At 40.6% G+C, this 25,168-nt stretch carries 22 protein-coding genes; 16 read left to right on the forward strand and 6 right to left on the reverse strand.

Going from position 1 to position 25,168, the window contains the following annotated elements:
- Window positions 1-313: 313 nt before the first annotated feature.
- The 5 genes from Q0V26_RS15430 (at window position 314) to luxS (ending at window position 6,640) form a co-directional block, all read left to right on the forward strand.
- Window positions 314-760: a YqaA family protein gene (locus Q0V26_RS15430; RefSeq protein WP_297483465.1), complete on the forward strand. Its 447-nt coding sequence runs from the start codon at window positions 314-316 to the stop codon at window positions 758-760.
- Window positions 761-773: 13 nt separating this feature from the next.
- The gene (locus Q0V26_RS15435; RefSeq protein ID WP_297483468.1) at window positions 774-3,626 is read left to right on the forward strand and encodes a pitrilysin family protein; all 2,853 of its coding nucleotides are present in this window, start codon (window positions 774-776) and stop codon (window positions 3,624-3,626) included.
- 151 nt (window positions 3,627-3,777) lie between these two features.
- Window positions 3,778-5,367 (forward strand): glutamate--cysteine ligase, encoded by a 1,590-nt coding sequence (gshA, locus tag Q0V26_RS15440; RefSeq protein ID WP_297483470.1) that lies wholly within the window; start codon window positions 3,778-3,780, stop codon window positions 5,365-5,367.
- Window positions 5,368-5,446: 79 nt separating this feature from the next.
- Entirely contained in the window at window positions 5,447-6,052 is a 606-nt protein-coding gene (locus Q0V26_RS15445) for a hypothetical protein (RefSeq protein WP_297483472.1), read from the forward strand.
- Window positions 6,053-6,121: 69 nt separating this feature from the next.
- Window positions 6,122-6,640, forward strand: coding sequence for an S-ribosylhomocysteine lyase (luxS, locus tag Q0V26_RS15450; protein ID WP_297483474.1), 519 nt, complete (start codon window positions 6,122-6,124; stop codon window positions 6,638-6,640).
- 110 nt (window positions 6,641-6,750) lie between these two features.
- On the opposite strand, the gene Q0V26_RS15455 is transcribed toward luxS, so the two are convergent.
- Together Q0V26_RS15455 and Q0V26_RS15460 are read right to left on the reverse strand one after the other, a co-directional pair.
- Window positions 6,751-8,067, reverse strand: a complete 1,317-nt coding sequence (locus Q0V26_RS15455) for a CNNM domain-containing protein (RefSeq protein ID WP_297483476.1) — start codon at window positions 8,065-8,067, stop codon at window positions 6,751-6,753.
- Between the two features lie 122 nt (window positions 8,068-8,189).
- The gene (locus Q0V26_RS15460; protein ID WP_297483478.1) at window positions 8,190-8,987 is read right to left on the reverse strand and encodes an inner membrane protein YpjD; all 798 of its coding nucleotides are present in this window, start codon (window positions 8,985-8,987) and stop codon (window positions 8,190-8,192) included.
- Window positions 8,988-9,193: 206 nt separating this feature from the next.
- Between Q0V26_RS15460 and ffh the strand changes: the two genes are divergently transcribed.
- From ffh to rplS, 5 genes are all read left to right on the forward strand, one after another.
- Window positions 9,194-10,561 carry a signal recognition particle protein gene (ffh, locus tag Q0V26_RS15465; RefSeq protein WP_297483480.1) on the forward strand — a complete coding sequence of 456 codons (1,368 nt, stop codon included), beginning with the start codon at window positions 9,194-9,196 and terminating at the stop codon, window positions 10,559-10,561.
- Between the two features lie 170 nt (window positions 10,562-10,731).
- Window positions 10,732-10,983: a 30S ribosomal protein S16 gene (gene rpsP, locus Q0V26_RS15470; protein WP_080158188.1), complete on the forward strand. Its 252-nt coding sequence runs from the start codon at window positions 10,732-10,734 to the stop codon at window positions 10,981-10,983.
- Between the two features lie 27 nt (window positions 10,984-11,010).
- Window positions 11,011-11,544, forward strand: a complete 534-nt coding sequence (rimM, locus tag Q0V26_RS15475; RefSeq protein ID WP_080158187.1) for a ribosome maturation factor RimM — start codon at window positions 11,011-11,013, stop codon at window positions 11,542-11,544.
- Window positions 11,545-11,570: 26 nt separating this feature from the next.
- Window positions 11,571-12,317: a tRNA (guanosine(37)-N1)-methyltransferase TrmD gene (trmD, locus tag Q0V26_RS15480; RefSeq protein ID WP_297483482.1), complete on the forward strand. Its 747-nt coding sequence runs from the start codon at window positions 11,571-11,573 to the stop codon at window positions 12,315-12,317.
- 37 nt (window positions 12,318-12,354) lie between these two features.
- Window positions 12,355-12,708, forward strand: a complete 354-nt coding sequence (gene rplS / locus Q0V26_RS15485; RefSeq protein ID WP_036793356.1) for a 50S ribosomal protein L19 — start codon at window positions 12,355-12,357, stop codon at window positions 12,706-12,708.
- Window positions 12,709-12,835: 127 nt separating this feature from the next.
- Here the strand turns inward: rplS and Q0V26_RS15490 are convergent, their stop codons facing one another.
- Window positions 12,836-14,323 carry a carbon starvation protein A gene (locus Q0V26_RS15490; RefSeq protein ID WP_297483488.1) on the reverse strand — a complete coding sequence of 496 codons (1,488 nt, stop codon included), beginning with the start codon at window positions 14,321-14,323 and terminating at the stop codon, window positions 12,836-12,838.
- Between the two features lie 216 nt (window positions 14,324-14,539).
- Between Q0V26_RS15490 and Q0V26_RS15495 the strand changes: the two genes are divergently transcribed.
- The 3 genes from Q0V26_RS15495 (at window position 14,540) to tyrA (ending at window position 17,337) form a co-directional block, all read left to right on the forward strand.
- Window positions 14,540-14,923: a DUF2799 domain-containing protein gene (locus Q0V26_RS15495; protein WP_297483490.1), complete on the forward strand. Its 384-nt coding sequence runs from the start codon at window positions 14,540-14,542 to the stop codon at window positions 14,921-14,923.
- A gap of 168 nt (window positions 14,924-15,091) precedes the next feature.
- Complete coding sequence (locus Q0V26_RS15500) at window positions 15,092-16,162, forward strand: 3-deoxy-7-phosphoheptulonate synthase (protein WP_297483492.1); 1,071 nt, start codon at window positions 15,092-15,094, stop codon at window positions 16,160-16,162.
- A gap of 47 nt (window positions 16,163-16,209) precedes the next feature.
- Window positions 16,210-17,337, forward strand: coding sequence for a bifunctional chorismate mutase/prephenate dehydrogenase (gene tyrA, locus Q0V26_RS15505; protein ID WP_297483506.1), 1,128 nt, complete (start codon window positions 16,210-16,212; stop codon window positions 17,335-17,337).
- Between the two features lie 98 nt (window positions 17,338-17,435).
- On the opposite strand, the gene pheA is transcribed toward tyrA, so the two are convergent.
- The 3 genes from pheA to bamD all read right to left on the reverse strand — a co-directional run bounded on the left by pheA (window position 17,436) and on the right by bamD (window position 20,267).
- Window positions 17,436-18,614, reverse strand: a complete 1,179-nt coding sequence (gene pheA / locus Q0V26_RS15510; RefSeq protein WP_297483494.1) for a prephenate dehydratase — start codon at window positions 18,612-18,614, stop codon at window positions 17,436-17,438.
- 158 nt (window positions 18,615-18,772) lie between these two features.
- The gene (gene raiA, locus Q0V26_RS15515; protein ID WP_297483496.1) at window positions 18,773-19,147 is read right to left on the reverse strand and encodes a ribosome-associated translation inhibitor RaiA; all 375 of its coding nucleotides are present in this window, start codon (window positions 19,145-19,147) and stop codon (window positions 18,773-18,775) included.
- Between the two features lie 391 nt (window positions 19,148-19,538).
- Window positions 19,539-20,267: an outer membrane protein assembly factor BamD gene (bamD, locus tag Q0V26_RS15520; RefSeq protein ID WP_080158180.1), complete on the reverse strand. Its 729-nt coding sequence runs from the start codon at window positions 20,265-20,267 to the stop codon at window positions 19,539-19,541.
- A 172-nt stretch (window positions 20,268-20,439) separates the two neighbouring features.
- Here bamD and rluD point away from each other — a divergent pair, with 172 nt between their 5' ends.
- The 3 genes from rluD to clpB all read left to right on the forward strand — a co-directional run bounded on the left by rluD (window position 20,440) and on the right by clpB (window position 24,879).
- Window positions 20,440-21,414 (forward strand): 23S rRNA pseudouridine(1911/1915/1917) synthase RluD, encoded by a 975-nt coding sequence (rluD, locus tag Q0V26_RS15525; protein WP_297483500.1) that lies wholly within the window; start codon window positions 20,440-20,442, stop codon window positions 21,412-21,414.
- Window positions 21,414-22,142, forward strand: coding sequence for a peptidoglycan editing factor PgeF (gene pgeF / locus Q0V26_RS15530; RefSeq protein WP_297483502.1), 729 nt, complete (start codon window positions 21,414-21,416; stop codon window positions 22,140-22,142). The genes rluD and pgeF overlap by 1 nt, the downstream gene beginning before the upstream one ends.
- Window positions 22,143-22,299: 157 nt before the next feature.
- Entirely contained in the window at window positions 22,300-24,879 is a 2,580-nt protein-coding gene (gene clpB / locus Q0V26_RS15535) for an ATP-dependent chaperone ClpB (protein ID WP_297483504.1), read from the forward strand.
- Window positions 24,880-25,168 lie beyond the last annotated feature (289 nt).

Consider the following 25,168-nt stretch of genomic DNA (forward strand, 5'->3'; position numbering starts at 1 on the left):
ACGAACCAGGCGGTCGGAGGTTCGAATCCTCCCGCGCGCACCATCATTTAAAAGCTCAGCTTAGGCTGGGCTTTTTTTATACCTCTATTTTGATCTTTCTATTACCTTTTCTTTTTTTAATAGCTTTCTTGATAACTTCCTGAATTATGGCAGATATAAGTCTTTCGCTATCATTATTATCAATACGAAATAAAAGTTTAAATAACAGCCTATTAATAGACTTGGTATTATCAAAGCTAAAGAGTGTATTAGGGAATCTAGATTGATTGAGTTACGGTGGAACGGCATTGCTAATTGATGAGATAACAGTTTGATGACAGAGTTAATGAACGGCGATCTTGGATTATGGGTACTCTTTGCCACTGGGTTTTTAAGTGCGACGCTGCTCCCTGGGGGCTCGGAGGCTAATCTTATTGCTGCATTGAAAATGGGAGATAATCCTGTGTGGCAAATTGTGGTCGTAGTGACCATCGGTAATACCTTAGGAGGGTTAACTAATTATTGGTTAGGCTTGTTGTTACCGAATAAAACTACCGACAACAAACAGGGTAATAACGCATTATTATGGTTGAAAAAATACGGTTATTGGAGCTTACTACTGAGTTGGATGCCATTGATTGGTGATCCATTGTGCTTGGCTGCTGGATGGTTGCGAATGCGTTTTTGGTGGTGCGCTACGGCTATTTTTATTGGGAAAATGATACGCTATGTTGCCTTAGCTGTGATTATGCTAGGGTTATTTCCCGGATTATCTGTGTGAGGAAGATATTAACGTGCAAAAGTGGGTTTTAAGTGCAGCATTACTGTCATTAGCTGGCTGTAGTCAATGGAGTGAAGATACTTCATTAAATAATAATTTACCGCAAGGCGTTAAATTTATTGAGCAAGTGAAAGCGGTTCCAGGCAAAGCTGTCATTCCTTACAGTAAATATCAATTGGCGAATGGTTTAACGGTTATTTTGTCGCCTGATGACTCCGATCCTTTAGTCAATGTTGATGTCACTTACCATGTTGGCTCTGCACGTGAACAGCAAGGAAAGTCTGGTTTTGCCCATTTCTTTGAGCACATGATGTTTCAAGGCTCAAAACATGTGGGTGATCAGCAGCATTTTCGTTTAATAACCGAAGCTGGCGGTACACTTAATGGTAGTACTAACCGTGATCGCACTAATTATTACGAAACGGTACCGGCAAATCAGCTTCAAAAAATGTTGTGGTTAGAGTCTGATCGTATGGGCTTTTTATTGGATGCGGTGTCACAGCGTAAATTTGAAATTCAGCGTTCAACGGTTAAAAATGAACGAGCTCAGAATTTTGAAAATCGTCCTTATGGGATGATCTATGAAAAAATGGCAGAAGCGTTATACCCTCGTAATCATCCATATTCATGGCAAACTATTGGTTATGTAGAAGATCTTGATCGTGTTGATGTTAATGATCTTAAAGCATTTTTTCTACGTTGGTACGGGCCTAATAATGCGACTTTGACCATTGGTGGTGACATTAATAAAGCCCAAACTTTAGCATGGGTTAGCCAATATTTTGGCTCGATCCCTAGTGGTCCTGAAGTTGAAAATGCACCAAAACAACCAGCGAAATTAACGCATGATCGTTTTATTACCCTTGAAGATAACATTCAACAACCGATGCTAATGATAGGTTGGCCGACCGCGTATCTTGGCGCAAAAGATCAGTCGTCATTGGATATGCTTGGACAAATTATCGGTAGTGGTACCAATAGCCTACTGTATCAAAAACTAGTTAAAACTGGTGATGCTGTTGATGCCGGCGCTTTTCAAGATTGTGCTGAGCTAGCATGTACTATGTATGTTTATGCTATGGCTCCAAGTGGTAATCAGGGTAATTTAAAACAGTTGCGTACTAAGGTGATGGCTGTTGTTAATAGTATTGAAACTCAAGGTATTAACTCTCAACAACTGAATGAAATTAAAGGCTCCGTTGCTGCAAGTGCCATTTATGGTTTGCAAAGTGTGGCAGGGAAAGTATCACAATTAGCGGCTTATCAAACCTTTTTTGGTAACCCTAACTATTTACCGACAGAGCTCGCAAATGTTAATCGAGTCACGACTGATAGTGTGATAGCTGCTTACAATAAATATCTATACCAGCAGCCAAGCGTGAGTTTAAGCGTGGTACCTAAGGGGCAATTACAGCTACAGGCTGCGCAGCCTAACTTTACGCCTGCTCCTCGCTATTTATCTCAACACCATAAGATCAAAGAACAAGATCTGGCTTATCGAACGGTCACTGACAATTTTGATCGTAGTGTGATGCCACAAGCATCGGCCCCAGTGAAAGCAGTAATGCCAAGTTTATATGAATTTAAACTTGCCAATGGTATTAATGTTATTGGAACTGAATATAAAGAAACCCCAACCATTACTTTACAGTTAGAGGTGCCAGCAGGACGCCGAGTTGAGCCTGAAGGTAAAGCGGGATTAGCACAATTGACCGCAGCGATGATGAATGAAGGCACCGAGAAATTAACTGCGGAAGCGATGGCATCACAACTGGATGCCTTAGGCAGTAGTATTACTGTTAATGCTGGACTTTATGGCTCTACAATTTCATTAACTACGCTGACGAAGAATCTACCTCAAACACTGGCTTTGTTTGAACAACGACTATTGATGCCTAATTTTACAGCGTCTGATTTTAAACGCTTAAAGAAACAGATGCTTGAAAGTATTGTTTATGAACATCAAAGTGCTGACTGGTTAGCAAGCCAAGCTACGCGTGATGTGTTGTTTAAAGGCACGGTATTTAGCCGTTCGACAGAAGGGACTCAAGCATCGATTAATAATATTACATTACAAGATGTTAAGGACTTCTATCAGCGTTATTACACCCCTAATGGTGCTGATGTTGTTGTTGTTGGTGATATTAGCTCAACAACGTTAAATACCGATTTAGCACCTTTAGCTGCATGGAAAGGACAACCTAAACCTGTATTCTCGACGCCAATATTGCCTCAGCTATCACAACAAGCTGTATGGTTAGTGAATAAACCTCATGCGCCACAAACGGTGATTCGATTTGTGCGTCAAGGCTTAGCTTATGATGCTACGGGTGAGTTATTTAAGACCCAGTTGGCTAATTTCAATTTAGCGGGTAATTTTAATAGCCGTTTAAATATGAACTTGCGCGAAGATAAAGGCTATACCTATGGTGCTGGCGGGTATTTAACCGGTGGACGTGAAATTGGTATGGCAAGTTTTTATGCGCAAGTACGTGCTGATGCAACTGTGCCAGCAATTAAAGAGTTTATGGCAGAATTAAAACGCATGAGTATGACAGGCCTAACGGATAAAGAAGTTAAATTTATGCGATTAGCGGTTGGTCAACAAGATGCACTAAGCTATGAAACCCCCGCTAAAAAAGCAGCGTTATTAGGTAACATACTCAGTTATGATTTACCAACAGATTTTGTCTCTCAGCGAAATCATATTGTTGCGACAATTACTAAAACTGAAATGGATAAATTAGCGAAAAAGTGGTTTAACCCTAAAGATTATCAAATAGTTATCGTTGGGGATGCAAAAAAATTATTACCACAATTAAAGACCTTAGATTTACCTATTCATCAATTAGCACTTAATCAGTAAGATAGACGCACAGTTACAGCTTTTATTAAGTTAAAGGCTGCTATTGTGTAATGTATATGTTTCACAATGATTAATACTATAAAGCATGGTAATCCTGCTAAATAATGATTACCCTGTTTTCTTCAATTGGATAACAACGAGAATAGCCTTCATGACTTTTTCCGAAAGGTTGCAACAGGTTGCCAAGAATCCTGAAGCATTAACACAGTTAGGGCGTGGTCTTGAGCGTGAGTCTTTGCGTATAACAGAAGATCTACAAGTCTCTTCATTACCACACCCTGCTGCATTAGGTTCGGCATTAACGAATAAGTGGATCACTACTGATTTTGCTGAATCCTTATTAGAATTCATTACGCCAGTTTCTCATGATGTTGGCGAGCTACTTGCACAATTAGACGATATTCATAAGTTTTCATTAAGCCATATGGCTGGCGAGCGCTTATGGCCGATGTCTATGCCATGTTTTGTCGGTGACCAGGATGATATTGAATTAGCGCAATATGGCAGTTCAAACACCGGTCAAATGAAAACCCTTTACCGTGAAGGCCTAAAACGCCGTTACGGTAGTGTGATGCAAATTATCTCTGGGGTGCATTTTAATTTTTCTTTCCCTGATACTTTTTGGGATAGTCTATTTGGCGATCAAACAGAGCAGCAACGTCAAGACTCAATTTCTGATGCGTACTTTGGTTTGATTCGTAATTACTATCGTTTTGGGTGGTTAATTCCGTATTTATTTGGTTCTTCACCTGCGCTATGTGGTTCATTTATTCAAAATGAAGCATTAAAAACATCATTTGAAAAAGTAGGTAAAGGTACTTACTTTTTAGAGAATGCAACAGCATTACGGTTAAGTGATTTAGGCTATACCAACCACGCTCAAAGCTCGTTGAAAATTGGATTCAATAGTGTTGACCAATATTTAACCGGACTTAACAGCGCTATTCATACCCCATCAGAAGAATTTTCTGAGTTAGGGGTGATGGCTGATGGTAAGCGTCAGCAACTCAACAGTAATATATTACAGATAGAAAATGAGTTGTATGCGCCTATTCGTCCTAAACGTGTGGCTAAAAGTGGTGAAAAACCATCAGAAGCATTAAAGCGTGCCGGAGTTGAGTATATTGAAGTGCGTTCACTTGATGTGAACCCATTTAGCCCAATTGGTATTGATGAAGATCAGGTACGTTTTCTTGATCTGTTTTTAATCTGGGCAACACTAACGCCATCTCCTGATATGACTGATTGTGAATTAGCATGTTGGCGTGAGAATTGGAATAAAGTGGTTGTTGATGGCCGTAATCCAGAATTACTGCTTAAAATTGGTTGCCATGGCGAAGAGCTACAGCTTAAAGCATGGGGGCGTCGTGTTTTTGCTGAATTAGAGCAAGTAGCGATTACACTCGATGGTTTATACGGTAATGATAAATACCAGCAAACTTACCAACGCTTATTAACTTGGATTGAAGATCCACAGTTAACGTTTTCAGCTAAGCTACTTGATCAGATCAAAACTTATCAAGGTATTGGTGCTCTTGGTGATTATTATGCAACAGCGCATGCAAAGCAATTAGCACAACAAGCATTCCGTTTTTATGACCAAGCGACGTTTGAGCAAGAAGTGACGGCATCGGTGATTAAACAGCGTCAAATTGAACAAAGTGACACACTTTCGTTTGATGAGTTCTTAGCAGATTATTTTGCGGATGTTGATGTAGAAATACCGATGTTAACCAAATAAGACATCATATCAAGCTGACATTTTCTAAGTGTTAGCTTTTTTTTGATCAAAATTAGTGATTAACAATATAAGGTAAAAAATGCGCTTACGTGTACGATTATTATTACTGACAGTGGTGGCTTTCATTGTGAGTGGTTGTGCGACACCACCGCCAAGTAACCAATCAAATTTATGCAGTATCTTTCGCCAATACCCTGATTGGTATAAAGATGCTGTCGATATGCAGCAAAAATGGGGGACGCCTATTAATGTTGCGATGGCAATCATGAAGCAAGAAAGTAGTTACCGTCATGATGCATTACCGCCTAAAGATTATGTGCTTGGATTTATTCCATGGGGACGGGTGAGTACTGCTTATGGTTATGCTCAGGCACAAGATCCAGCATGGGCTGATTTTCAAAAACACACTGGGCATGGTGGCTCACGTAGTAGTTTTGATGACGCAATACAATTTATTGGCTGGTATACCCATGAAACACAACGTCAATTAGGTGTTTCTAAGTGGGATGCGTATGGACAATATTTAGCTTATCACGATGGCCGTGGTGGTTATAAACGCGGTACTTATCGAAGTAAACCGTGGTTAATGAAAGTTGCTCGTAAGGTTGAACAGCAATCAAAAAACTACGGTTGGCAACTAAAACAATGCCGCAAAGAGCTCGATAACAATAAAAGTTGGTGGTAGGTTAATTGGAATATGGCACTGCCGTAATTAGGTGCTAGGATTTGTTTTTAAGACAAGGAGAAGTAAGCAATGCCATTACTTGATAGCTTTACTGTCGATCATACTAAAATGCATGCGCCAGCAGTTCGGATCGCAAAGACCATGCAAACCCCTAAAGGTGATACGATTACGGTGTTTGATTTGCGTTTTTGTCGCCCTAATGCCGACATCCTCAGTGAACGTGGTATTCATACGCTAGAGCATTTGTATGCAGGCTTTATGCGTCAGCACCTAAATTCAGCTACCGTGGAAATTATTGATATTTCACCGATGGGATGTCGTACCGGTTTTTATATGAGCTTGATTGGCACACCAACCGAACAAACTGTTGCTCAAGCTTGGCTGGCCGCAATGAAAGATGTGCTAGCCGTCGCGACTCAAGATCAGATACCTGAGCTCAATGAATTCCAATGCGGTACTTACAGTATGCATTCGTTAACAGAAGCACAAGCGATTGCAACTGCGATTATCAATGCGGGTATTGAGGTCAATAAAAACGATGCTCTTGCTTTACCTGAAGCGATATTGCAGCAGTTACATGTGAAATAATCATAAATATTGAATATTAAAAAAGCCGCATTGTGTATTAAATTACACAGCGGCTTTCTTATTTTATGCGCTATTTATATTTATTTGGCCATTCGTTAAAACTAGCGCGCTCAATGACTGCTAAGTGCCTGCTCTGTTTCTGTTTTAGACTGCTTTTCTGGATTATTGTTTGTCGGTAATACTTTCACTAATTTAATCATATTGCCTGCAACTTCAATGATTTCCATTTTATGACCATTAATATCAACTTTGATCTTTTCATCTGGAATATATTCTAAATGTTCAAGAATAAAGCCATTTAATGTACGAGGTCCATCTGTTGGTAGTTGCCAGTTTAAGCTCTTATTAAGGTCGCGAATATTGGCACTACCTTCAATTAATAAGCTGCCATCTTTTTGTAAGGTAATCTCTTCGGCCAGTGTAGGCGCAATTGAGGTGGTAAACTCACCGACGATCTCTTCTAGAATATCTTCAACAGTAATTAAACCTTGAATATCCCCGTATTCATCAACAATTAAACCGATACGTTCTTTATTGCGTTGAAACTTTAATAGCTGAATGTTGAGCGGTGTGCCTTCTGGAATGAAATATACTTCATCAGCGGCACGCAGTAGGTTTTCTTTGCTGAAATCATTCTTATCCATCATTAAGCGGTAGGCTTCACGGACACGTAACATACCAACCACTTCATCAATACTGTCGCGATATAAGACAATACGGCCATGTGCTGAATGGCTTAACTGACGCACAATGGATTTCCAATCATCATTGACATTGATCGCCGCGATTTCATTGCGGGGGATCATTAACTCTTCTACGGTGACATTTTCTAAATCAAGAATAGAAATCAACATATCTTGGTGACGACGAGGGATCAGTGAACCCGCTTCATTAACAATAGTACGCAGCTCTTCAGAGTTAATATTTGATGCGGTATCGTTGTCTTTTTTGACACCTAGAATAAACAAGAAGCCATTCGTAATGCCATTAACAAACCATACTAATGGGTAGAGTAATTTCATTAATATGTTAAGTAAGATGCTGCTGGTATAAGAGACTTTTTCTGGATACAGCGCTGCTACTGTTTTGGGGGTTACTTCAGCAAAAACAAGGATCACAATGGTTAATGCTGCCGTTGCAATAGCGACGCCAGCATCACCGTAAAGGCGCATACCAATAATGGTCGCAATGGCTGATGCAATAATATTAACCAGGTTATTACCGATCAGAATTAAGCCCAATAAACGGTCGGTACGTGAAAGGAGTTTCTCTACTCGCTGAGCCCCTTTATGTCCTTGGCTGGCAAGGTGGCGTAATTTATAACGGTTGAGGGTCATCATTCCCGTTTCAGAACTTGAAAAGTAAGCTGAAATAATGATCATAAGAGCAAGCAAAGCAAATAATAAGCCTGTGGAAATTTGGTCCAAAAGGGGCAGTCCTTAACAGATTAAGCAAATATTGTTAGTCATTGAATAACTGAACAATAATAGATAAAGCAGCAGCTATTATAAAAATAAGTGTAGCAAGAATTTAGGTGTCTGTAGCCTAACTAGCTACCAATAATAATTTCTTTGACAAAACGGCTTCCGAAATAGGCTAATGTCAGTAAAAAAGCACCGACGAGGCTAAACCAAATGACTTTACGCCCGCGCCAGCCTTGGCGGTAATGTCCCCATAACAGTACGCTGTAAATTATCCAAGCCAATAAAGATAGAATGGCTTTATGGGTTTTACCTTGGGCAATAATGTCGCCAATAAAGAAGTAGCCACTGATAAGTGTCACGGTTAATAAACTATAACCGACGATAATGATCTTGAAAAGTTGGCGCTCTACCATCATTAATGGTGGAATGTTAGGATTAATCTGTAAGCTTTTTTTATGCTTTAATTTATGATCAAGCCAAGCCAGTTGTAGCGCGTATAAAGTTGCGATCATTAGCGTTGAATATGAGAACAATGCTAGAGAAATATGCACCAAAGCTTGCGGTTGGGCTTCTAAATGGGTAATAAAGGCACCAGGTAACATAGTAGCTGCAAATAAGTTAATCGCAGCAAAGCTATATACGATGGGTAATAAGAACCAAATCCGCATTTTTAACATTGCAAGTGTAGTTAAACTGGCAACAATAACGCTAATCAGTGATGCAACGTTAAGGATACTGAGGTTTTGACCTGTTGTGGAAAAAATAAGATCCTTAAGTAATAGCAAATGTAAGGCAATAGCAATAACTGCGGTAATAAAAACCGGTTGAGTTTTAATACCATTATTGTTAGCAAGTCCTGGTACCACAAGTAGCAGTGCAATGGTATAAAAGCCTACTGTAGGGATGGCAATTAGCATGTCCATAGTCAACCAGATAGCTCCTTAGTAACGAATAGCTATTTTTCATATTTAGAGGCAGCAATTATACCCTGCTCAAACCTTTGTCGCCAATGTAATCCCAAAAGAGCTGTGGGTTTACATGAAAGACCGAGCTTTTTTGCGGTATACTTGCAGTAATTTTGATAATTTTGCAATTTTGATTGAGTTGCGTAACGAGCGAGTAGCACCACATGTTCGAAAATTTAACCGAGCGTTTATCGCGAACGCTTAAAAATGTCAGCGGCCGTGGTCGTCTTACGGATGACAATATAAAGGATACCTTGCGTGAAGTGCGGATGGCATTACTCGAAGCCGACGTTGCGCTACCTGTTGTTCGCGAATTCGTTAAGCGTGTAAAAGAGCGTGCAGTAGGTACTGAAGTATCAAAAAGCCTCACGCCTGGCCAAGAGTTCATTAAGATTGTTCAATCTGAACTAGAATCTGTAATGGGTGAAGGCAATGAAGCACTTGATTTAAGCTGCCAACCGCCTGCTGTTATCTTAATGGCTGGCCTACAAGGTGCAGGTAAAACCACCAGTGTAGGTAAATTAGGTAAGCTTTTAAAAGAGCGTGACAAAAAGAAAGTCTTGGTTGTTTCTGCCGACGTTTACCGCCCAGCGGCAATCAAACAGCTTGAAACATTAGCAACCGATGTTGGTGTTGATTTTTTCCCATCGAACGTTGAGCAAAAACCATTAACGATTGTAAAAGCAGCGTTAGAACACGGCAAAACCAAGTTCTATGATGTGGTGATTGTCGATACCGCAGGCCGCTTACACGTTGATGAAGAAATGATGGATGAGATCAAAGACATCCATCAAGCGCTTAATCCGGTTGAAACCTTGTTCGTGGTTGATGCCATGACAGGTCAAGATGCGGCGAATACAGCGAAAGCATTTAATGATGCATTACCACTAACCGGTGTTGTTTTAACCAAGGTTGATGGTGATGCACGTGGTGGTGCGGCATTATCCGTACGTCATATTACAGGTAAACCAATTAAGTTCTTAGGTGTCGGTGAAAAAACAGATGCTTTAGAACCGTTCCATCCTGACCGTGTTGCTTCCCGTATTTTAGGTATGGGTGACGTTTTATCGTTGATCGAAGATCTAGAACGTAACGTTGATAAAAAAGAAGCAGAAAAATTAGCCAAGAAATTTAAAGATAAAAAAGGTTTTGATCTTGAAGATTTCCGTAGCCAGCTTCAGCAAATGAAAAACATGGGCGGCATGATGGGCATGCTCGATAAACTTCCTGGTATGTCGCAATTACCCGGTGATATGAAAGATAAAGTTGACGATAAAATCTTCATGCAAATGGAAGCAATCATCAATTCAATGACCAAAGGCGAACGTGCTCGACCTGAATTAATTAAAGGTTCACGTAAGAAGCGTATTGCTGCCGGTTCTGGTACTCAAGTACAAGATGTGAACCGTTTATTGAAGCAATTTACCCAAATGCAAAAGATGATGAAAAAGATGCAAAAGGGTGGAATGAAGAATATGATGCGTCAAATGAAAGGCATGATGCCTGGTGGCGGTATGTTCCCAGGTCGTTAATAGTCTGATTTTTAATGGCTTTAAAGCTTTTATTCTACTTAAACGGTGAAAAAGTAACTAAAGCAGTTGCATTCGTCGCCCCAAAGGGTAAAATTCCGAGGCTTTATTTTGGCACGGACCTCGTTATTATAGCGGGGTCATTTAATTTACAGTAATGCAAAGAGGACGATATGGTAACCATTCGTTTGGCACGTCACGGCGCTAAGAAGCGTCCATTCTATCAAATCGTTGTTGCTGACGCACGTGCTCCACGTGACGGCGCAAACATCGAGCAAATCGGTTTCTTCAACCCACTAGCTAAGGGTCAAGAAGAGCGTTTACGTTTAGATCTAGATCGCGTAAACCACTGGTTAGGTCAAGGCGCATCTGCGACTGATCGTGTAGCTAAACTAATCAAAGATGCAGCTAAAGCTGTAGCTTAATTAGTACTTAGGTACAAGAGAAAAACGATGAGTATTAAAAACCAAGACCACATTATTGTCGGTAAACTGGGTGCCACCTACGGTATCAAGGGTTGGCTCAAAGTTTTTTCCTACACCGAACAATCTGAAAGTATTTTTTCCTACACTCCTTGGATGATTAAAATCAAAGGAGAGTGGACGGAAATCCATGTTGAATCATGGAAACGCCACGGTCAAGGTCTTGTTGCTAAACTAGAAGGCATGGATATCCGCGAGGATGCACAAGTTTTCACTAATGTTGAAGTAGCAGTTTTGGCTGATCAACTACCCGCATTGTCAGATGAAGAATTTTACTGGCGTGAGTTGTTTGGTATGTCAGTTGTCACTACTGAAGGTTACGACCTAGGTAAGGTCACTGATATCCTGGAAACAGGTTCAAACGACGTGTTAGTTGTTAAGGCAAATCTTAAAGATGCTTTCGGACAGAAGGAACGTTTAATCCCGTTCCTCGATGAGCAGGTCATCAAGTTGATTGATCGCACTGCTCAGCGGATCGAAGTTGACTGGGATCCTGAGTTTTAACCTCCGGTAATTAAGCGAGTGAGCATATGTGGGTTGGAGTAATCAGTCTTTTTCCTGAAATGTTCTCTACCATTACCAATTATGGGGTAACAGGCCAGGCGGTAAAAAAAGGCCTTTTGAGTGTTGATACGTGGAATCCTCGTGATTTTACGCACGACAAACATCGTACGGTGGATGATCGACCATACGGTGGTGGACCTGGTATGTTAATGATGGTACAGCCTTTGCGCGATGCCATTCACACTGCCAAGCAGTCTGCAAAAGGTCCGGCTAAAGTAATCTACCTTTCCCCTCAAGGCCGTAAGCTGGATCAAGCTGGTGTTGAGGAGTTAGCGCAGACAGAGAATTTAATTCTTATCTGTGGTCGCTATGAAGGGGTTGATGAGCGCATTATCCAGCAAGAGGTAGACGAAGAATGGTCTATCGGTGATTTTGTGTTAACGGGTGGCGAGTTACCTGCCATGACACTAATTGATGCAGTGGTTCGGTTTGTTCCGGGTGTACTGGGTGATTTTGCGTCAGCAGAAGAAGATTCTTTTGCAAATGGTTGGTTAGATTGTCCTCATTACACACGACCTGAATTGTTGGACGGGCATGAAGTACCTGCGGTATTAATGTCTGGCAATCATAAAGAGATTAGTCGCTGGCGATTAAAGCAATCGCTAGGCCGTACATGGCTGAGAAGACCAGAGCTCCTGGAAAACCTAGCTCTGACTGACGATCAGGAATTCTTGCTCGCGGAATTTATCCGCGAATATAAAGCAAGTATTTAATTAATTTAGTATCAGTTTATTCTAGGGTATATTCCAAATGAGTAACATCATTAAAGCTCTTGAGCAAGAGCAACTAAAAACAGACCTACCAACTTTCGCACCAGGTGACACTGTTGTTGTACAAGTTAAGGTAAAAGAAGGTGACCGTGAGCGTCTACAGGCTTTTGAAGGCGTTGTAATCGCAATCCGTAACCGTGGTCTACATTCAGCATTTACTGTTCGTAAAATCTCGAACGGTGAAGGCGTTGAGCGTGCGTTCCAAACTCACTCTCCAGTAGTTGACAGCATTACTGTTAAACGTCGTGGTGCAGTACGTCGTGCCAAGTTGTACTACCTACGTGAGCGTTCTGGTAAATCAGCACGTATCCGCGAGAAGCTTACTAAGAAATAATAAGCGTCTGACGTTTATCGAAAAGCCCACCTATATGGTGGGCTTTTTTTTACTTTAAATTTGAGTAAAGAAAAACCAGCGCTAAGCACTGGTTTATCTGTATTGCTATCTGCTAGTTACCGAGAGGTTAGCTTTTTGACGATAAAGGAGACGTTGTTGGCTGCTCTTCATCACAATCAATCACGCCTTTACCTTGTGATTTTTTAATAATCATCAATGTAATACCGATTGTCGCTATCATGGCGATAATGGTAGATACCGTCATTGGCAAGCCAAAGCCCAGTTGATCGTTATTGAGAATAAAACAGATACATACCGTGGTCATGAACATTGCAGGAATGGTTGCGACCCAATGCAACTTATCAAGCCGTAATAGGTAAGCCGATGCAGTCCAAAGCATCATCACTGCTGTCGTTTGGTTTGCAAAGCCAAAATAGCGCCAAATAATGGCAAAATCGACTTGGGTTAAGATTGCGCCTAATATAAATAGTGGCATGGCCATTAATAATCGATTACGCAGCGGCTTTTGATCCATATTAAAATATTCAGCCAAAATTAAACGGCTAGAACGGAATGCAGTATCACCCGAAGTAATCGGTAAAATAACCACCCCAAGAAAGGCAATGATGCCACCAAAAACACCTAATAAGCCAAACGATGAACTATAGACCACATTACCTGGGCCACCGTTAGCGACGGCATCAGAGAGTGCTTCAATTGAACCAAAAAATGATAGCGCCAGTGCACACCAAATTAGCGCAATAATACCTTCCCCAATCATGGCACCATAAAAAATAAATCGACCATTTTGTTCGTTTTCAATACAGCGCGCCATTAATGGTGATTGAGTGGCATGGAAGCCTGAAATAGCACCACATGCAATGGTGATAAACAGCGCAGGCCATAAAGGTAAGTCATTAGGATTCATGTTAGTGAACATGTGGCTAATTTCAAAGCCGCCTAACAATTGATGTTCATCTGAAATACCAATTGCGGTGATTAATCCAACAGACATAAAAATCAGTAATGCACCAAAGAAAGGGTAAAAGCGGCCGATGATTTTATCGACAGGTACAATTGTAGCCAAAATATAGTAACCAAAAATAATCACGACCATGGTGGTCATCGAGACATTTAAGTTAGTTTGATCGTTAATTAAATTAGTGATCATTCCTGCTGGCGCTGAAACAAATACAACCCCCACAAGCAGTAACAGTACGATAGCAAAGATATTCATAAAATGTTTTGCACCGTTACCCAAGTAGCGTCCTGTTAATGTCGGTACTGATGCGCCACCGTTACGAACTGAAAGCATGCCGGAGAAATAATCGTGGACGGCGCCCGCAAAAATACAGCCTAGAACAATCCATAACATTGCCGCCGGGCCGTAAAGTGCGCCCATAATCGGACCAAATATAGGACCGACCCCCGCAATGTTTAATAGCTGCACCAAGTAGACTTTATTGTTAGACATCGGGACATAATCGACCCCATCTTGCTTGGTATAAGCGGGAGTTTGGCGGTTAACATTTACACCAAAGACTTTTTCAATAAAGCTACCATAAATAAAATAGCCGCCAATTAGGGCAGCAACACAGAGTAAAAACCACGCCATGTATATCCTCGTTATCTAATGTGTGACTCAACTAAAAGGGATTGCATTATTTCTGCTGTTAACCAGTGTAATGGTTTCAATTTTTAGCTTCTTAAGATAATGTTATGAATGTGATATGCATTAATATTCAATAATAACTTCTCTCGATATTTGCTAATATGAGCACGTTTTTAATGTGGTATAGCCGTTGATGTGTTTTTCTAAAAGGAATTGAAAATGATAAATAAAGTTTTATTACCGATTGTGATTACTGCTTTAATGACGGGATGTGTGACGCAAAAGAAATTGGTTTCGAATGGCGATTTTCATCAATTAGGCTTTTATAATGGTATTTCTGGTAGTGAAAAATTATCAAGTGATACGCTTGCAACGATCACTCAAAAATATGATTCAACAATGGCATTTGATTATGACAGCTATCAGAAAGGGTACTTGCAAGGATTGGATCAATATTGCAGCTTAGAACACCTTTTTAAATTAGGTGAGCAAGGAAAAGTAAATTGGGGTGTATGTGAATACCGTCGTCATCAAGAAGGTTTATATGTCACTAAGTGGCAACAAGGCTTTGAACGCTATGGGACAATGGAGCCGCGTTTTTAATTCAATAGCGTCTGAGATAGCCGCCATAATAAAGAGTTGTGAAACCAATTAGAATGCCATTTGTAAATAAAAGTTTACAAATGGCATTTTATGTTTACAAGTTGTTGCAAAAGTGATGATGCAGTTGTTATGTTGGTGATAGAATATTTATAACTGGCAGAGATCACGATGGAAAAAGATGGCTTAAACAACATTCATATTGCAGAAGAATCCGTATTAATTACGCCTGCGCAATTGAAACACAAGATGGCAGTATCAAGTACGGCGTTGGCATTTATTGAGCAGTCACGTCAAACGGTTGCCGATATTATTCATCATCGCGATCATCGCTTATTGGTGGTATGTGGGCCGTGCTCGATTCATGATATTGAACAAGCGAAAGCATATGCTCAAAAGTTAAAACGCTTGGCGGCTGAATTAGATGACCAGCTTTATATTGTGATGCGGGTGTACTTTGAAAAACCGCGTACGACAGTGGGGTGGAAAGGATTAATTAACGATCCTTATCTTGACGGTTCGTTTGAAATTGAAGAAGGGCTGCATATTGGGCGTCAATTACTGATTGATTTAGTTGAAGAGGGAATACCTGTTGCGACTGAAGCTCTTGATCCGATCAGCCCCCAATATTTAGGTGACTTGTTTAGCTGGTCTGCTATTGGTGCTCGCACTACTGAGTCACAAACACACCGTGAGATGGCGAGCGGATTATCGATGCCAGTCGGATTCAAAAATGGCACTGATGGTAGCTTAGCGACGGCTATTAATGCGATGCAAGCGGCAGCATCTGGACATAAGTTCATGGGGATTAATCCTAATGGACAAGTTGCTCTACTTGCAACGCAAGGTAATCCTGATGGTCATGTTATTTTACGTGGCGGTAAACAAACCAATTATGATTCTGTATCAGTGGCTGAGTGCGAAACAGAAATGACAGCCTCAGGTTTGATGCCATCGCTGATGATAGACTGTAGTCATGCCAATTCGCTTAAAGATTATCAGCGTCAGCCATTAGTCGCGACAGATGCGATCCATCAAATTCGAGAAGGAAATCGTTCAATTATTGGTTTAATGATTGAAAGTCACCTTAATGAAGGGAATCAAAGTGCAGATTTAGCATTACAAGATATGGCTTACGGGGTATCAATTACCGATGCGTGTATTAGTTGGGAAACAACAGAACAATTATTACGAAAAGCTCATCAAGAGTTAGTGCCGTTTCTACAAAATAGAATTAAATAATCCTTTGCATTATAGTTGCAGTTGGATAAATACGGATGTCAAAAGTCATGGTTGCTGAGTTAAGCATATTAAGAGATCAAATAGACGATGTTGATCGTCAGATGGTGGAGCTATTAGCGCGCCGTTTAGCATTAGTCGAACAAGTTGGTGTTGTTAAGAGCCAACATGGATTGCCTATTTATGCCCCTGATCGTGAAGCGGCAATGTTGGCATCTCGCCGTCAAGAGGCAGAGTCAAGAGGTGTACCTGCTGATTTGATTGAAGATGTGTTACGGCGCACGATGCGAGAATCGTATTCCAGTGAAAATGATTCTGGGTTTAAATGTTTAAATCCGCAATTACGTCCAATTGTGATTATTGGTGGTTATGGTCAACTTGGGCAATTGTTCCAGCGTTTATTTACTTTGTCCGGCTATCAAGTACGCTTACTCGGTAGCCAAGATTGGCATCGAGCCGATGAGATATTGCATGATGCGGGAATGGTGGTTGTTTCTGTCCCAATTCATATGACAGAAGCCATCATTACCAAATTAGGTAGCTTGCCTGATGATTGTATTCTCACTGATCTTACGTCGGTTAAAAGTGGCCCACTGCAAGCGATGTTAGAAATCCATCAAGGCCCAGTCGTAGGATTACATCCTATGTTTGGTCCTGATATACCCAGCTTGGCTAAACAGGTGATTGTCTACTGTGATGGACGTCAGCCTGAAAGTTATCAATGGCTATTAGAACAGTTTCAGATTTGGGGAGCATCATTAAACCGTATTAGTGCGATAGAGCATGATCAGGGTATGACGTTGATTCAAGCTTTACGCCACTTTACGTCATTTGTTTATGGGGTTCATTTAGCCGAAGAAGACCCAAAAATAGAACAATTGATGTCACTAAGCTCGCCGATTTACCGCTTAGAGCTTGCCATGGTTGGACGGTTATTTGCTCAAGATGCGCAGTTATATGCTGATATTATTATGTCAGCGCCTCAAAACTTAGCGATGATCAAACGCTTCCATCAGCGTTTTGGTGAAGCGATTACAATGTTAGAGCGCCAAGATAAAGTGGCCTTTAAACAAGCTTTTGGACAGGTTGAGTATTGGTTTGGTGACTATGCACAACATTTTTTAGTCGAGAGCCAAGGACTACTTAGACAGGCGAATGATTCAACTCGACATAAATAAATAGCGTTCAATTTCAGAACTTACTTACTAAAAAGCCCACGTTCAATCATGAAAGTGGGCTTTTTTAATGACGGTAATACGCGATTTATTAGGGAATATTATTCGCTGAATTCAACCTCGGTAGGGGAGACATTTTCGCTTGGATAACATCCTAAAACTTTAATAAAGCGCGTTAATCGAGTGAGGTCTTCTAAGACTTGCTGCATTAATGGATCTTTTAAATTAATCTCGACATCTACATAAAACATTTCTTCCCATGGATTACCAATAACAGGGCGAGATTCCAGTTTAGTCATATTTATTTTGGCATTACGAAGCACCACTAAACATTCAACTAATGAGCCCGCAGCTTGTGCGGTTGACATAATTAATGTTGTTTTAGCTGGAATTAATGAATTGACGCTAACGGGCTTACGGGCAACAACAATAAAACGGGTAAAATTTTGTTGTTGATTAGCAATATTGGTTTTAATTGGGGTTAAACCGTAAATCTCACCGCTAGACGCATTGCCAATGGCGGCGATATTAGGTTGTTTTAGCTCTGCAACCGTCAACATAGCATCGGCAGTACTTGGACAATATTGTTGATTAATTTTTCCCATTCCATGAAGGAATTCGCTGCATTGCTGATGTGGCTGTGGATGGGAATATAGGGTGTCTATTTTTTCTATTTGCGTATCAACTGCGGTTAATAAGCAGTGTTCTATTGGCTGGGTTATTTCCCCGACAATCGATAAACTGGTGTGTTGTAATAAGTCATACACTTCATTAATTGAGCCAGAACTGGTGTTCTCTATTGGTAGTACACCATAATCAGCGTGACCTGTTTCTACTTCATTTACAATATCCCGAAAAGATGAGCAGCTAATTTCAACTAACTGGGTTTGTTTACGACTAAAATAATTACGGCTGGCAAGGTGTGAATATGATCCTTTTGCCCCTAAAAAAGAGACTCGTGCCGTTGGTGATGCATTCTCAGGGTTAAGTAAGCGTTGTAAGTAAGCTTGCTGATAGAGAACCGAGTCTTCAATAATGGTGTGGAAAATTTGAGTAACGTATAACGGATCAAGTTGATGTTTTTTACCTGTGTCAATCAGGCGCAATAGCAATGCTTGCTCTCTAGCTTGATCACGTACGGGTTTAGCGGTATTAATTTTACTTTTAGCGACATCAAGGCTAAGTGTGCGACGTTCAGCTAAAAGCGCTAATAGTGCATTGTCGATGCGAGTGACATTACTGCGAATATCATCCAATGAAGGGAGTATGTTATCGGTCATAGCGATCCTTATTATGATCGGCTTTCTTAAACCTGAAAGCGGTATATTATCGTTTTATCATTGCAATCCACATTAGGCAGGGTGGCTTTTTTTGTCAAGCCCAAAGCAAACAGCCCTGCATTAGCAGGGCTGTTTTAAATCTTCTTAATCGTTAATGATTATGCTTCATCAAATTCAACTTCGTCATCATACTTAGCGGTATCTTCTGCTTCCGCTTGTGTTGGTTTTTCACTGTGACTAGCACGGCGTGCATTCGGTTTGTGAGCTTGTTTCTTCAATTGGCGATCTAGTTTTTGGTATAGCTCTGTAATAGCACCAAACAAGTCTTCATGCTCTGCAGAAGCGACTAATTGTCCTCCAGCAATGCTAACCGAGGCCTCAATTTTAAATAGCTTGCTTGGCTCTTTGCTAATCATAATATGTTTTTTGATTAGCGGTACTTGAAGTTTTTCTAACTTATCGAATTTAAATTCAAAACGCTCACGGATAGCCGGGGTGATATCGATGTTTTTGCCTGTGATTTCTAATGTCATATTTATCTTCCTCGTTTGCTACCCTTCGTTGGGTTAACTCCAGATTACTAAAATCACCAACTAATAACGTGACGGGGATCACATTGTTGTCGTTAGTTATTTTTTAGTAAAAAAAAACGTGACCAAAGTAGATTTGTTGCAAAAAAGTATCTAAAAAACACTTGAGCTTTATTGATAAACTAAAGCAATATAGAGAAAGGATTTTTGCTGATGGCTAGTGCTAATCAGGGGATAAATATATTTAATTTCAGTTTGTTGAGTGTTTTTTGTTCGCTGTGTATGCAGTTGAAATTCAATAGTTATTGAATGAAGTAAATATTTATTATTAACATATTCATAAAAATGGCAGCTCATTGAGCTGCCATTTTTTATTACTGCATTGCGATAGCTTTTATTTTACTGGGTTAAGTTTAATCATCGCTTCTGTACGTGATACTTCTTTATCCAGTTTTAATTTCTCATACGCTGTTTTTTCAAGTAATAGTGACTTACGTGCAGCACTGGTGTCTGGGTATAAGCGTTGTACTTGTTGGCAACGGTTGATCGCTGCAATCCATGCTTCGCGGCGCACATAAAAATCAGCAACAGCTAGATCATATTCAGCAAGTTGGTTTTTCAAAAAAACCATGCGTGCTTTCGCATCTGCGTCATACTGACTATCAGGGAAGCGTTCTAATAAGTATTTAAAATCGCGAAATGCTTGGCGTGACGGGGTTGGATCACGATCAAAACGGTCAATATTGAACATGTCATGCATAAAGCTACGATCTTGCGCCATGTGCGTTAGACCACGCATATAATAAACCCAATCCGCTTGCGGGTGGGTTGGATTTAAGCGTAAAAAACGCGCAATTGTGGCTTGAGATAATGGTAAATCATCATTTTTGTAGTACGCATAGATTAAATCTAATTGTACTTGATCTGAGTAAGCACCAAATGGATAACGAGAGTCCATTGCCTCTAGGCGCTCGATAGCATTATTCCAATTCCCACTCTGCAAAGCTTGCTGGGCAGTAGAATATAAGTCTGATGGTGGAACATCAGGAATGACTTTCTCAGTACTGGAACAGCCTGAAAGTAAGGCTACAGCAAGAAAAGTTGATATTGTCAGGCGTTTCATTACGGCGTCAGTTTCCTTGAAAAAAATTTTATTTTGCTCGATCCATTACGGACTGAGCCGTTAACAGATACAATGACATTATATTAGTTTACATCAAGCATTGTTTTATTAAGCTTGGTACATTTTACGCAGCGTATGGCAATTAGTCTCACGCTTTTTAAAAAAGTTCGGTATGGCACAGCAAATAGAATTAACAAATACAGTTAGCGAAAGCCAACTAGGCAAGCGCCTTGATCAGGTTATTGCTGAATTATATCCCGATTATTCCCGCTCTCGTATCAAAGAGTGGATTCTAAAGGACATGGTTTCAGTAAACGGCAAAATTGACAACAAACCACGTTCAAAAATGATGGGTGGCGAAGAACTTTTTATTCAAGCCGAAATTGAAGATGAAGTGCGTTGGATTGCACAGGACCTTCCACTTGATGTCGTCTATGAAGATGATGATATTCTTGTGATCAATAAACCACGTGATTTCGTGGTTCACCCAGGTGCGGGTACTCCTGATGGTACAGTGTTAAATGCATTGTTATATCATTACCCAGCATTAGCAGAAGTACCGCGTGTAGGTATTGTGCACCGTTTGGATAAAGATACGACAGGCTTAATGGTTGTTGCGAAAACTATTCAGGCGCAAACACGTTTAGTGCGTGCACTACAAAAGCGTAAGATCACCCGTGAATATGAAGCGATTGCGATTGGCCAAATGACGGGTGGTGGTACGATTGAAAAACCTATTGGTCGTCATGCGACTAAACGTATTTGTATGGCGGTGCATGAGCTAGGTAAAGATGCAATTACCCATTACCGTGTTGCTGAGCGTTTCCGTGAACATACACGTATTGTGTTACGTCTAGAAACTGGTCGTACTCACCAAATTCGTGTGCACATGTCATACATGAGTCATCCGCTGATTGGTGATGTGATCTACGGTGGTCGTCCTCGTCCGCCACGTCATGCATCTGATGAATTTATTCATGCGTTACGTTCATTTGATCGTCAAGCATTGCACGCACGTATGTTGCGTCTATCACACCCAATGACGGGTGAGTTAATGGAATGGCATGCACCATTACCAAACGACATGGTTGCGATGATTGATATTTTACGTAAAGACAACGCTGAAAATAACGAAGATATTTATTAATGCAAACCATTATTCCTAACTGGCCAGCTCCAGAGAATGTGTTAACGGTAAGTACAACCCGTTTTGGCGGTGTCAGTTCTGCACCCTACAATGCACTCAATTTGGGATTGCATGTTGGGGATGATGTCAGTTCTGTACTAACAAATCGTCAATTGTTGAAACAGCATTGTTGGTTAACGGCAGAGCCGGCATGGCTAAATCAAATTCACAGTCCGATTGTGATTGATATTACTGCGCCGTTAACAGAAGTTATCGATGCCGATGGTAGTTTTACCCGTGTGCCTGGTTTAGCCTGTGCCATCATGACGGCTGACTGTTTGCCTGTTCTATTGTGTAATAAGCAAGGAACTGAAGTGGCAGCTGTTCATGCTGGGTGGCGGGGACTTGCTGCCGGAGTGATTGATAATGCCATTGCTAAATTTTCCTGTCCTAGCGCTGATATTATGGCGTGGATGGGACCGGCAATCGGCCCGACAGCGTTTGAAGTTGGCAGTGAAGTACGTGAGCAGTTTATTGATGTTGACGCTAATGCTGCTGATGCTTTTATTGCTCATGGTGATAAGTGGCTAGCTAATTTATATTTATTAGCACGACAGCGCTTACAACAGCACAGAATTAGCGCTATTTATGGCGGTGAGTACTGTACGTTTAATAACGATGAGCTGTTTTATTCTTATCGTCGTCAAGCGGTCACTGGACGCCAAGCATCATTGATTTGGCTGCGTTAATGTTTCAGCATTAATGACAAATAAGAAGCGGGTATATTGGCGAACAATATACCCGCTTTTTTTTGCAGCATTATTTTGCGCTTTAAGAGCCTTGAAAAACCCCTACGAACTACCATATAACTAGTAACAGGTTATTAAATTTATTATTGGGGGACCTATGCGTCTTGACCGATTTACCAGTAAGTTCCAAGCCGCTATTTCTGATGCTCAGTCATTAGCTTTAGGGCGTGATCATCAGTATATTGAACCTGCTCATCTTATGGTGGCATTATTAAATCAAGAAGGCAGTACCGTACGTCCCTTACTTACCCTTTTGAATGTAGATTCTACTCAGCTTCGTTCGCGTTTGGGTGAGATACTAGAGCGTATTCCAAAAGTGACTGGTATTGGTGGTGAAGTACAGCTATCAAATAGTATGGGCACGTTATTAAACATGTGTGACAAGCTTGCACAAAAACGTAATGACAAATTTATTTCGTCAGAACTCTTTATTTTAGCTGCGGTTGATAATGATAAAGGCCCTGTAGGGGATTTATTACGTGAACTTGGTTTAAAAGCAGATCAGATAAGTAAAGCGATTGATCAAATTCGTGGTGGACAAAAAGTGGATGATCAAAACGCAGAAGAAAACCGTCAAGCATTAGCTAAATATACGATTGATTTAACAGAGCGTGCTGAACAAGGTCGATTAGATCCTGTGATTGGTCGTGATGATGAAATTCGTCGTACTATTCAAGTTCTGCAACGTCGTACTAAAAATAACCCCGTGATCATTGGTGAACCAGGTGTGGGTAAAACGGCGATTGTTGAAGGTTTAGCGCAACGGATTGTTAATGGTGAAGTGCCAGAAGGCTTACGTGACAAACGCGTATTATCATTAGATATGGGCTCTTTGATCGCAGGTGCTAAATTTCGTGGTGAATTTGAAGAACGTTTAAAAGCAGTATTAAACGAACTGTCTCAGGAAGACGGTCGCGTAATTTTGTTTATTGATGAAATCCATACTATGGTTGGCGCTGGTAAAGGCGAAGGCTCAATGGATGCCGGTAATATGCTAAAACCTGCGCTTGCTCGTGGTGAGCTTCACTGCGTTGGTGCGACAACCTTAAATGAATATCGTCAGTATTTAGAAAAAGATGCAGCGTTGGAACGTCGTTTCCAAAAAGTGCTGGTGGATGAGCCAAGTGTTGAAGATACCATTGCTATTTTACGTGGTCTAAAAGAACGTTATGAGCTTCACCATCATGTAGAGATCACCGATCCTGCGATTGTTGCGGCGGCGACATTATCTCACCGCTATATTTCAGATCGACAATTGCCCGATAAGGCGATTGATCTTATCGATGAAGCAGCGTCAAGTATTCGTATGCAAATCGACTCTAAACCTGAATCAATGGATCGCTTAGAGCGTCGTATTATTCAATTGAAGATTGAACAGCAAGCATTAGAAAAAGAAAGTGATGATGCTAGCCAAAAACGGTTAAGTGATTTACTTGAAGAGCTAGATATTAAAGAGCGTGAATATTCTGAACTTGAAGAAGTATGGAATGCTGAAAAAGCCTCTTTATCTGGTACTCAACATATTAAAGCTGAGCTTGAACAAACCCGTACTGATGTTGAAATTGCTCGCCGTGCGGGTGATTTGAATCGTATGTCAGAGTTACAGTACGGCCGTATTCCTGAACTTGAAAAGCAATTAGATTTAGCAGCACAAGCAGAAATGCAAGATATGACGTTACTTAAAAATAAAGTAACCGATGTTGAAATTGCCGATGTACTTTCTAAAGCGACAGGTATTCCGGTTGCTAAGATGCTAGAAGGTGAGCGTGATAAGTTATTGCGCATGGAAGATGAGTTACATAATCGTGTTATTGGCCAAGAAGAAGCCGTTGAAGCTGTAGCTAACGCGATTCGTCGTAGTCGTGCAGGTTTGTCTGATCCACAACGTCCAATCGGTTCATTCTTATTTTTAGGCCCAACAGGTGTAGGTAAAACTGAATTGTGTAAGTCACTAGCTAACTTTATGTTTGATAGTGAAGATGCGATGGTGCGTATCGACATGTCTGAGTTTATGGAAAAACACTCAGTGGCACGTTTAGTCGGTGCGCCTCCAGGTTATGTCGGTTATGAAGAGGGCGGTTACTTAACTGAAGCGGTTCGTCGTCGTCCATATTCCGTTATTTTGCTTGATGAAGTAGAAAAAGCGCATCCTGATGTATTTAATATTTTATTACAGGTATTAGATGATGGACGTTTAACTGATGGTCAAGGTCGTACCGTTGATTTCCGTAATACGGTGATCATCATGACTTCGAACTTAGGTTCTGATCGTATTCAAGAACACTTCGGTAGTTTGGATTACGAAGGTATAAAAGCATTAGTGATGGAAGTTGTTGGTCAACATTTCCGTCCTGAGTTTATTAACCGTGTTGATGAAACGGTTGTGTTCCACCCATTGGGTAAAGAGAACATTAAACATATTGCATCGATTCAAATTGCGCGCTTGGAAAAACGTTTAGCAGAGAAAGATTTCCAGCTAGATGTTGAAGAGAGTGCGTTAGAGTTAATTTCTGATGCTGGTTTTGATCCTGTATTTGGCGCGCGTCCATTAAAACGTGCAATACAGCAATATATTGAGAATCCATTAGCACAAGATTTGTTATCAGGTAAATTTATACCGGGTAAACCAATCGTACTGTCAGTAGTAGACGATAAGATTGTTGCTAAACAAGCGTAATTAAAAAATGATGGCTTAAAATAATCAATTATTGTTAATAAACGCCTTAGCATGCATATGCTAAGGCGTTTTTTTATGGGTTAAATTCGGCTTAACTCACCGTTATTAATAATGAAAGGTGTTTTATTTGTCACAAAATAAAATTATGGGTTAATCATTGAGCGAACGAAAAAAAATGATAAAAATAAGGTTGTCAGCAGATAAAATCTCTCTATAATGCGACCTCACTGACATGGACAACAGCGTAAGCGGTTATCGATAGTCAGTACGTTCTTTAACAATTTGACCA

The organism is uncultured Photobacterium sp. (genome assembly GCF_947039875.1).
Classification (GTDB): domain Bacteria; phylum Pseudomonadota; class Gammaproteobacteria; order Enterobacterales; family Vibrionaceae; genus Photobacterium.

Excerpts from the sequence above, each read along its gene's own strand:
- Q0V26_RS15430 (WP_297483465.1), top strand. The coding sequence starts at position 314 with ATGACAGAGTTAATGAACGGCGATCTTGGATTATGGGTACTCTTTGCC.
- gshA (WP_297483470.1), top strand. The coding sequence starts at position 3,778 with ATGACTTTTTCCGAAAGGTTGCAACAGGTTGCCAAGAATCCTGAAGCA.
- Q0V26_RS15445 (WP_297483472.1), top strand. The coding sequence starts at position 5,447 with ATGCGCTTACGTGTACGATTATTATTACTGACAGTGGTGGCTTTCATT.
- luxS (WP_297483474.1), top strand. The coding sequence starts at position 6,122 with ATGCCATTACTTGATAGCTTTACTGTCGATCATACTAAAATGCATGCG.
- Q0V26_RS15460 (WP_297483478.1), bottom strand. The coding sequence starts at position 8,987 with ATGGACATGCTAATTGCCATCCCTACAGTAGGCTTTTATACCATTGCA.
- ffh (WP_297483480.1), top strand. The coding sequence starts at position 9,194 with ATGTTCGAAAATTTAACCGAGCGTTTATCGCGAACGCTTAAAAATGTC.
- rpsP (WP_080158188.1), top strand. The coding sequence starts at position 10,732 with ATGGTAACCATTCGTTTGGCACGTCACGGCGCTAAGAAGCGTCCATTC.
- rimM (WP_080158187.1), top strand. The coding sequence starts at position 11,011 with ATGAGTATTAAAAACCAAGACCACATTATTGTCGGTAAACTGGGTGCC.
- trmD (WP_297483482.1), top strand. The coding sequence starts at position 11,571 with ATGTGGGTTGGAGTAATCAGTCTTTTTCCTGAAATGTTCTCTACCATT.
- rplS (WP_036793356.1), top strand. The coding sequence starts at position 12,355 with ATGAGTAACATCATTAAAGCTCTTGAGCAAGAGCAACTAAAAACAGAC.
- Q0V26_RS15490 (WP_297483488.1), bottom strand. The coding sequence starts at position 14,323 with ATGGCGTGGTTTTTACTCTGTGTTGCTGCCCTAATTGGCGGCTATTTT.
- Q0V26_RS15495 (WP_297483490.1), top strand. The coding sequence starts at position 14,540 with ATGATAAATAAAGTTTTATTACCGATTGTGATTACTGCTTTAATGACG.
- Q0V26_RS15500 (WP_297483492.1), top strand. The coding sequence starts at position 15,092 with ATGGAAAAAGATGGCTTAAACAACATTCATATTGCAGAAGAATCCGTA.
- tyrA (WP_297483506.1), top strand. The coding sequence starts at position 16,210 with ATGGTTGCTGAGTTAAGCATATTAAGAGATCAAATAGACGATGTTGAT.
- pheA (WP_297483494.1), bottom strand. The coding sequence starts at position 18,614 with ATGACCGATAACATACTCCCTTCATTGGATGATATTCGCAGTAATGTC.
- raiA (WP_297483496.1), bottom strand. The coding sequence starts at position 19,147 with ATGACATTAGAAATCACAGGCAAAAACATCGATATCACCCCGGCTATC.
- bamD (WP_080158180.1), bottom strand. The coding sequence starts at position 20,267 with ATGAAACGCCTGACAATATCAACTTTTCTTGCTGTAGCCTTACTTTCA.
- rluD (WP_297483500.1), top strand. The coding sequence starts at position 20,440 with ATGGCACAGCAAATAGAATTAACAAATACAGTTAGCGAAAGCCAACTA.
- pgeF (WP_297483502.1), top strand. The coding sequence starts at position 21,414 with ATGCAAACCATTATTCCTAACTGGCCAGCTCCAGAGAATGTGTTAACG.
- clpB (WP_297483504.1), top strand. The coding sequence starts at position 22,300 with ATGCGTCTTGACCGATTTACCAGTAAGTTCCAAGCCGCTATTTCTGAT.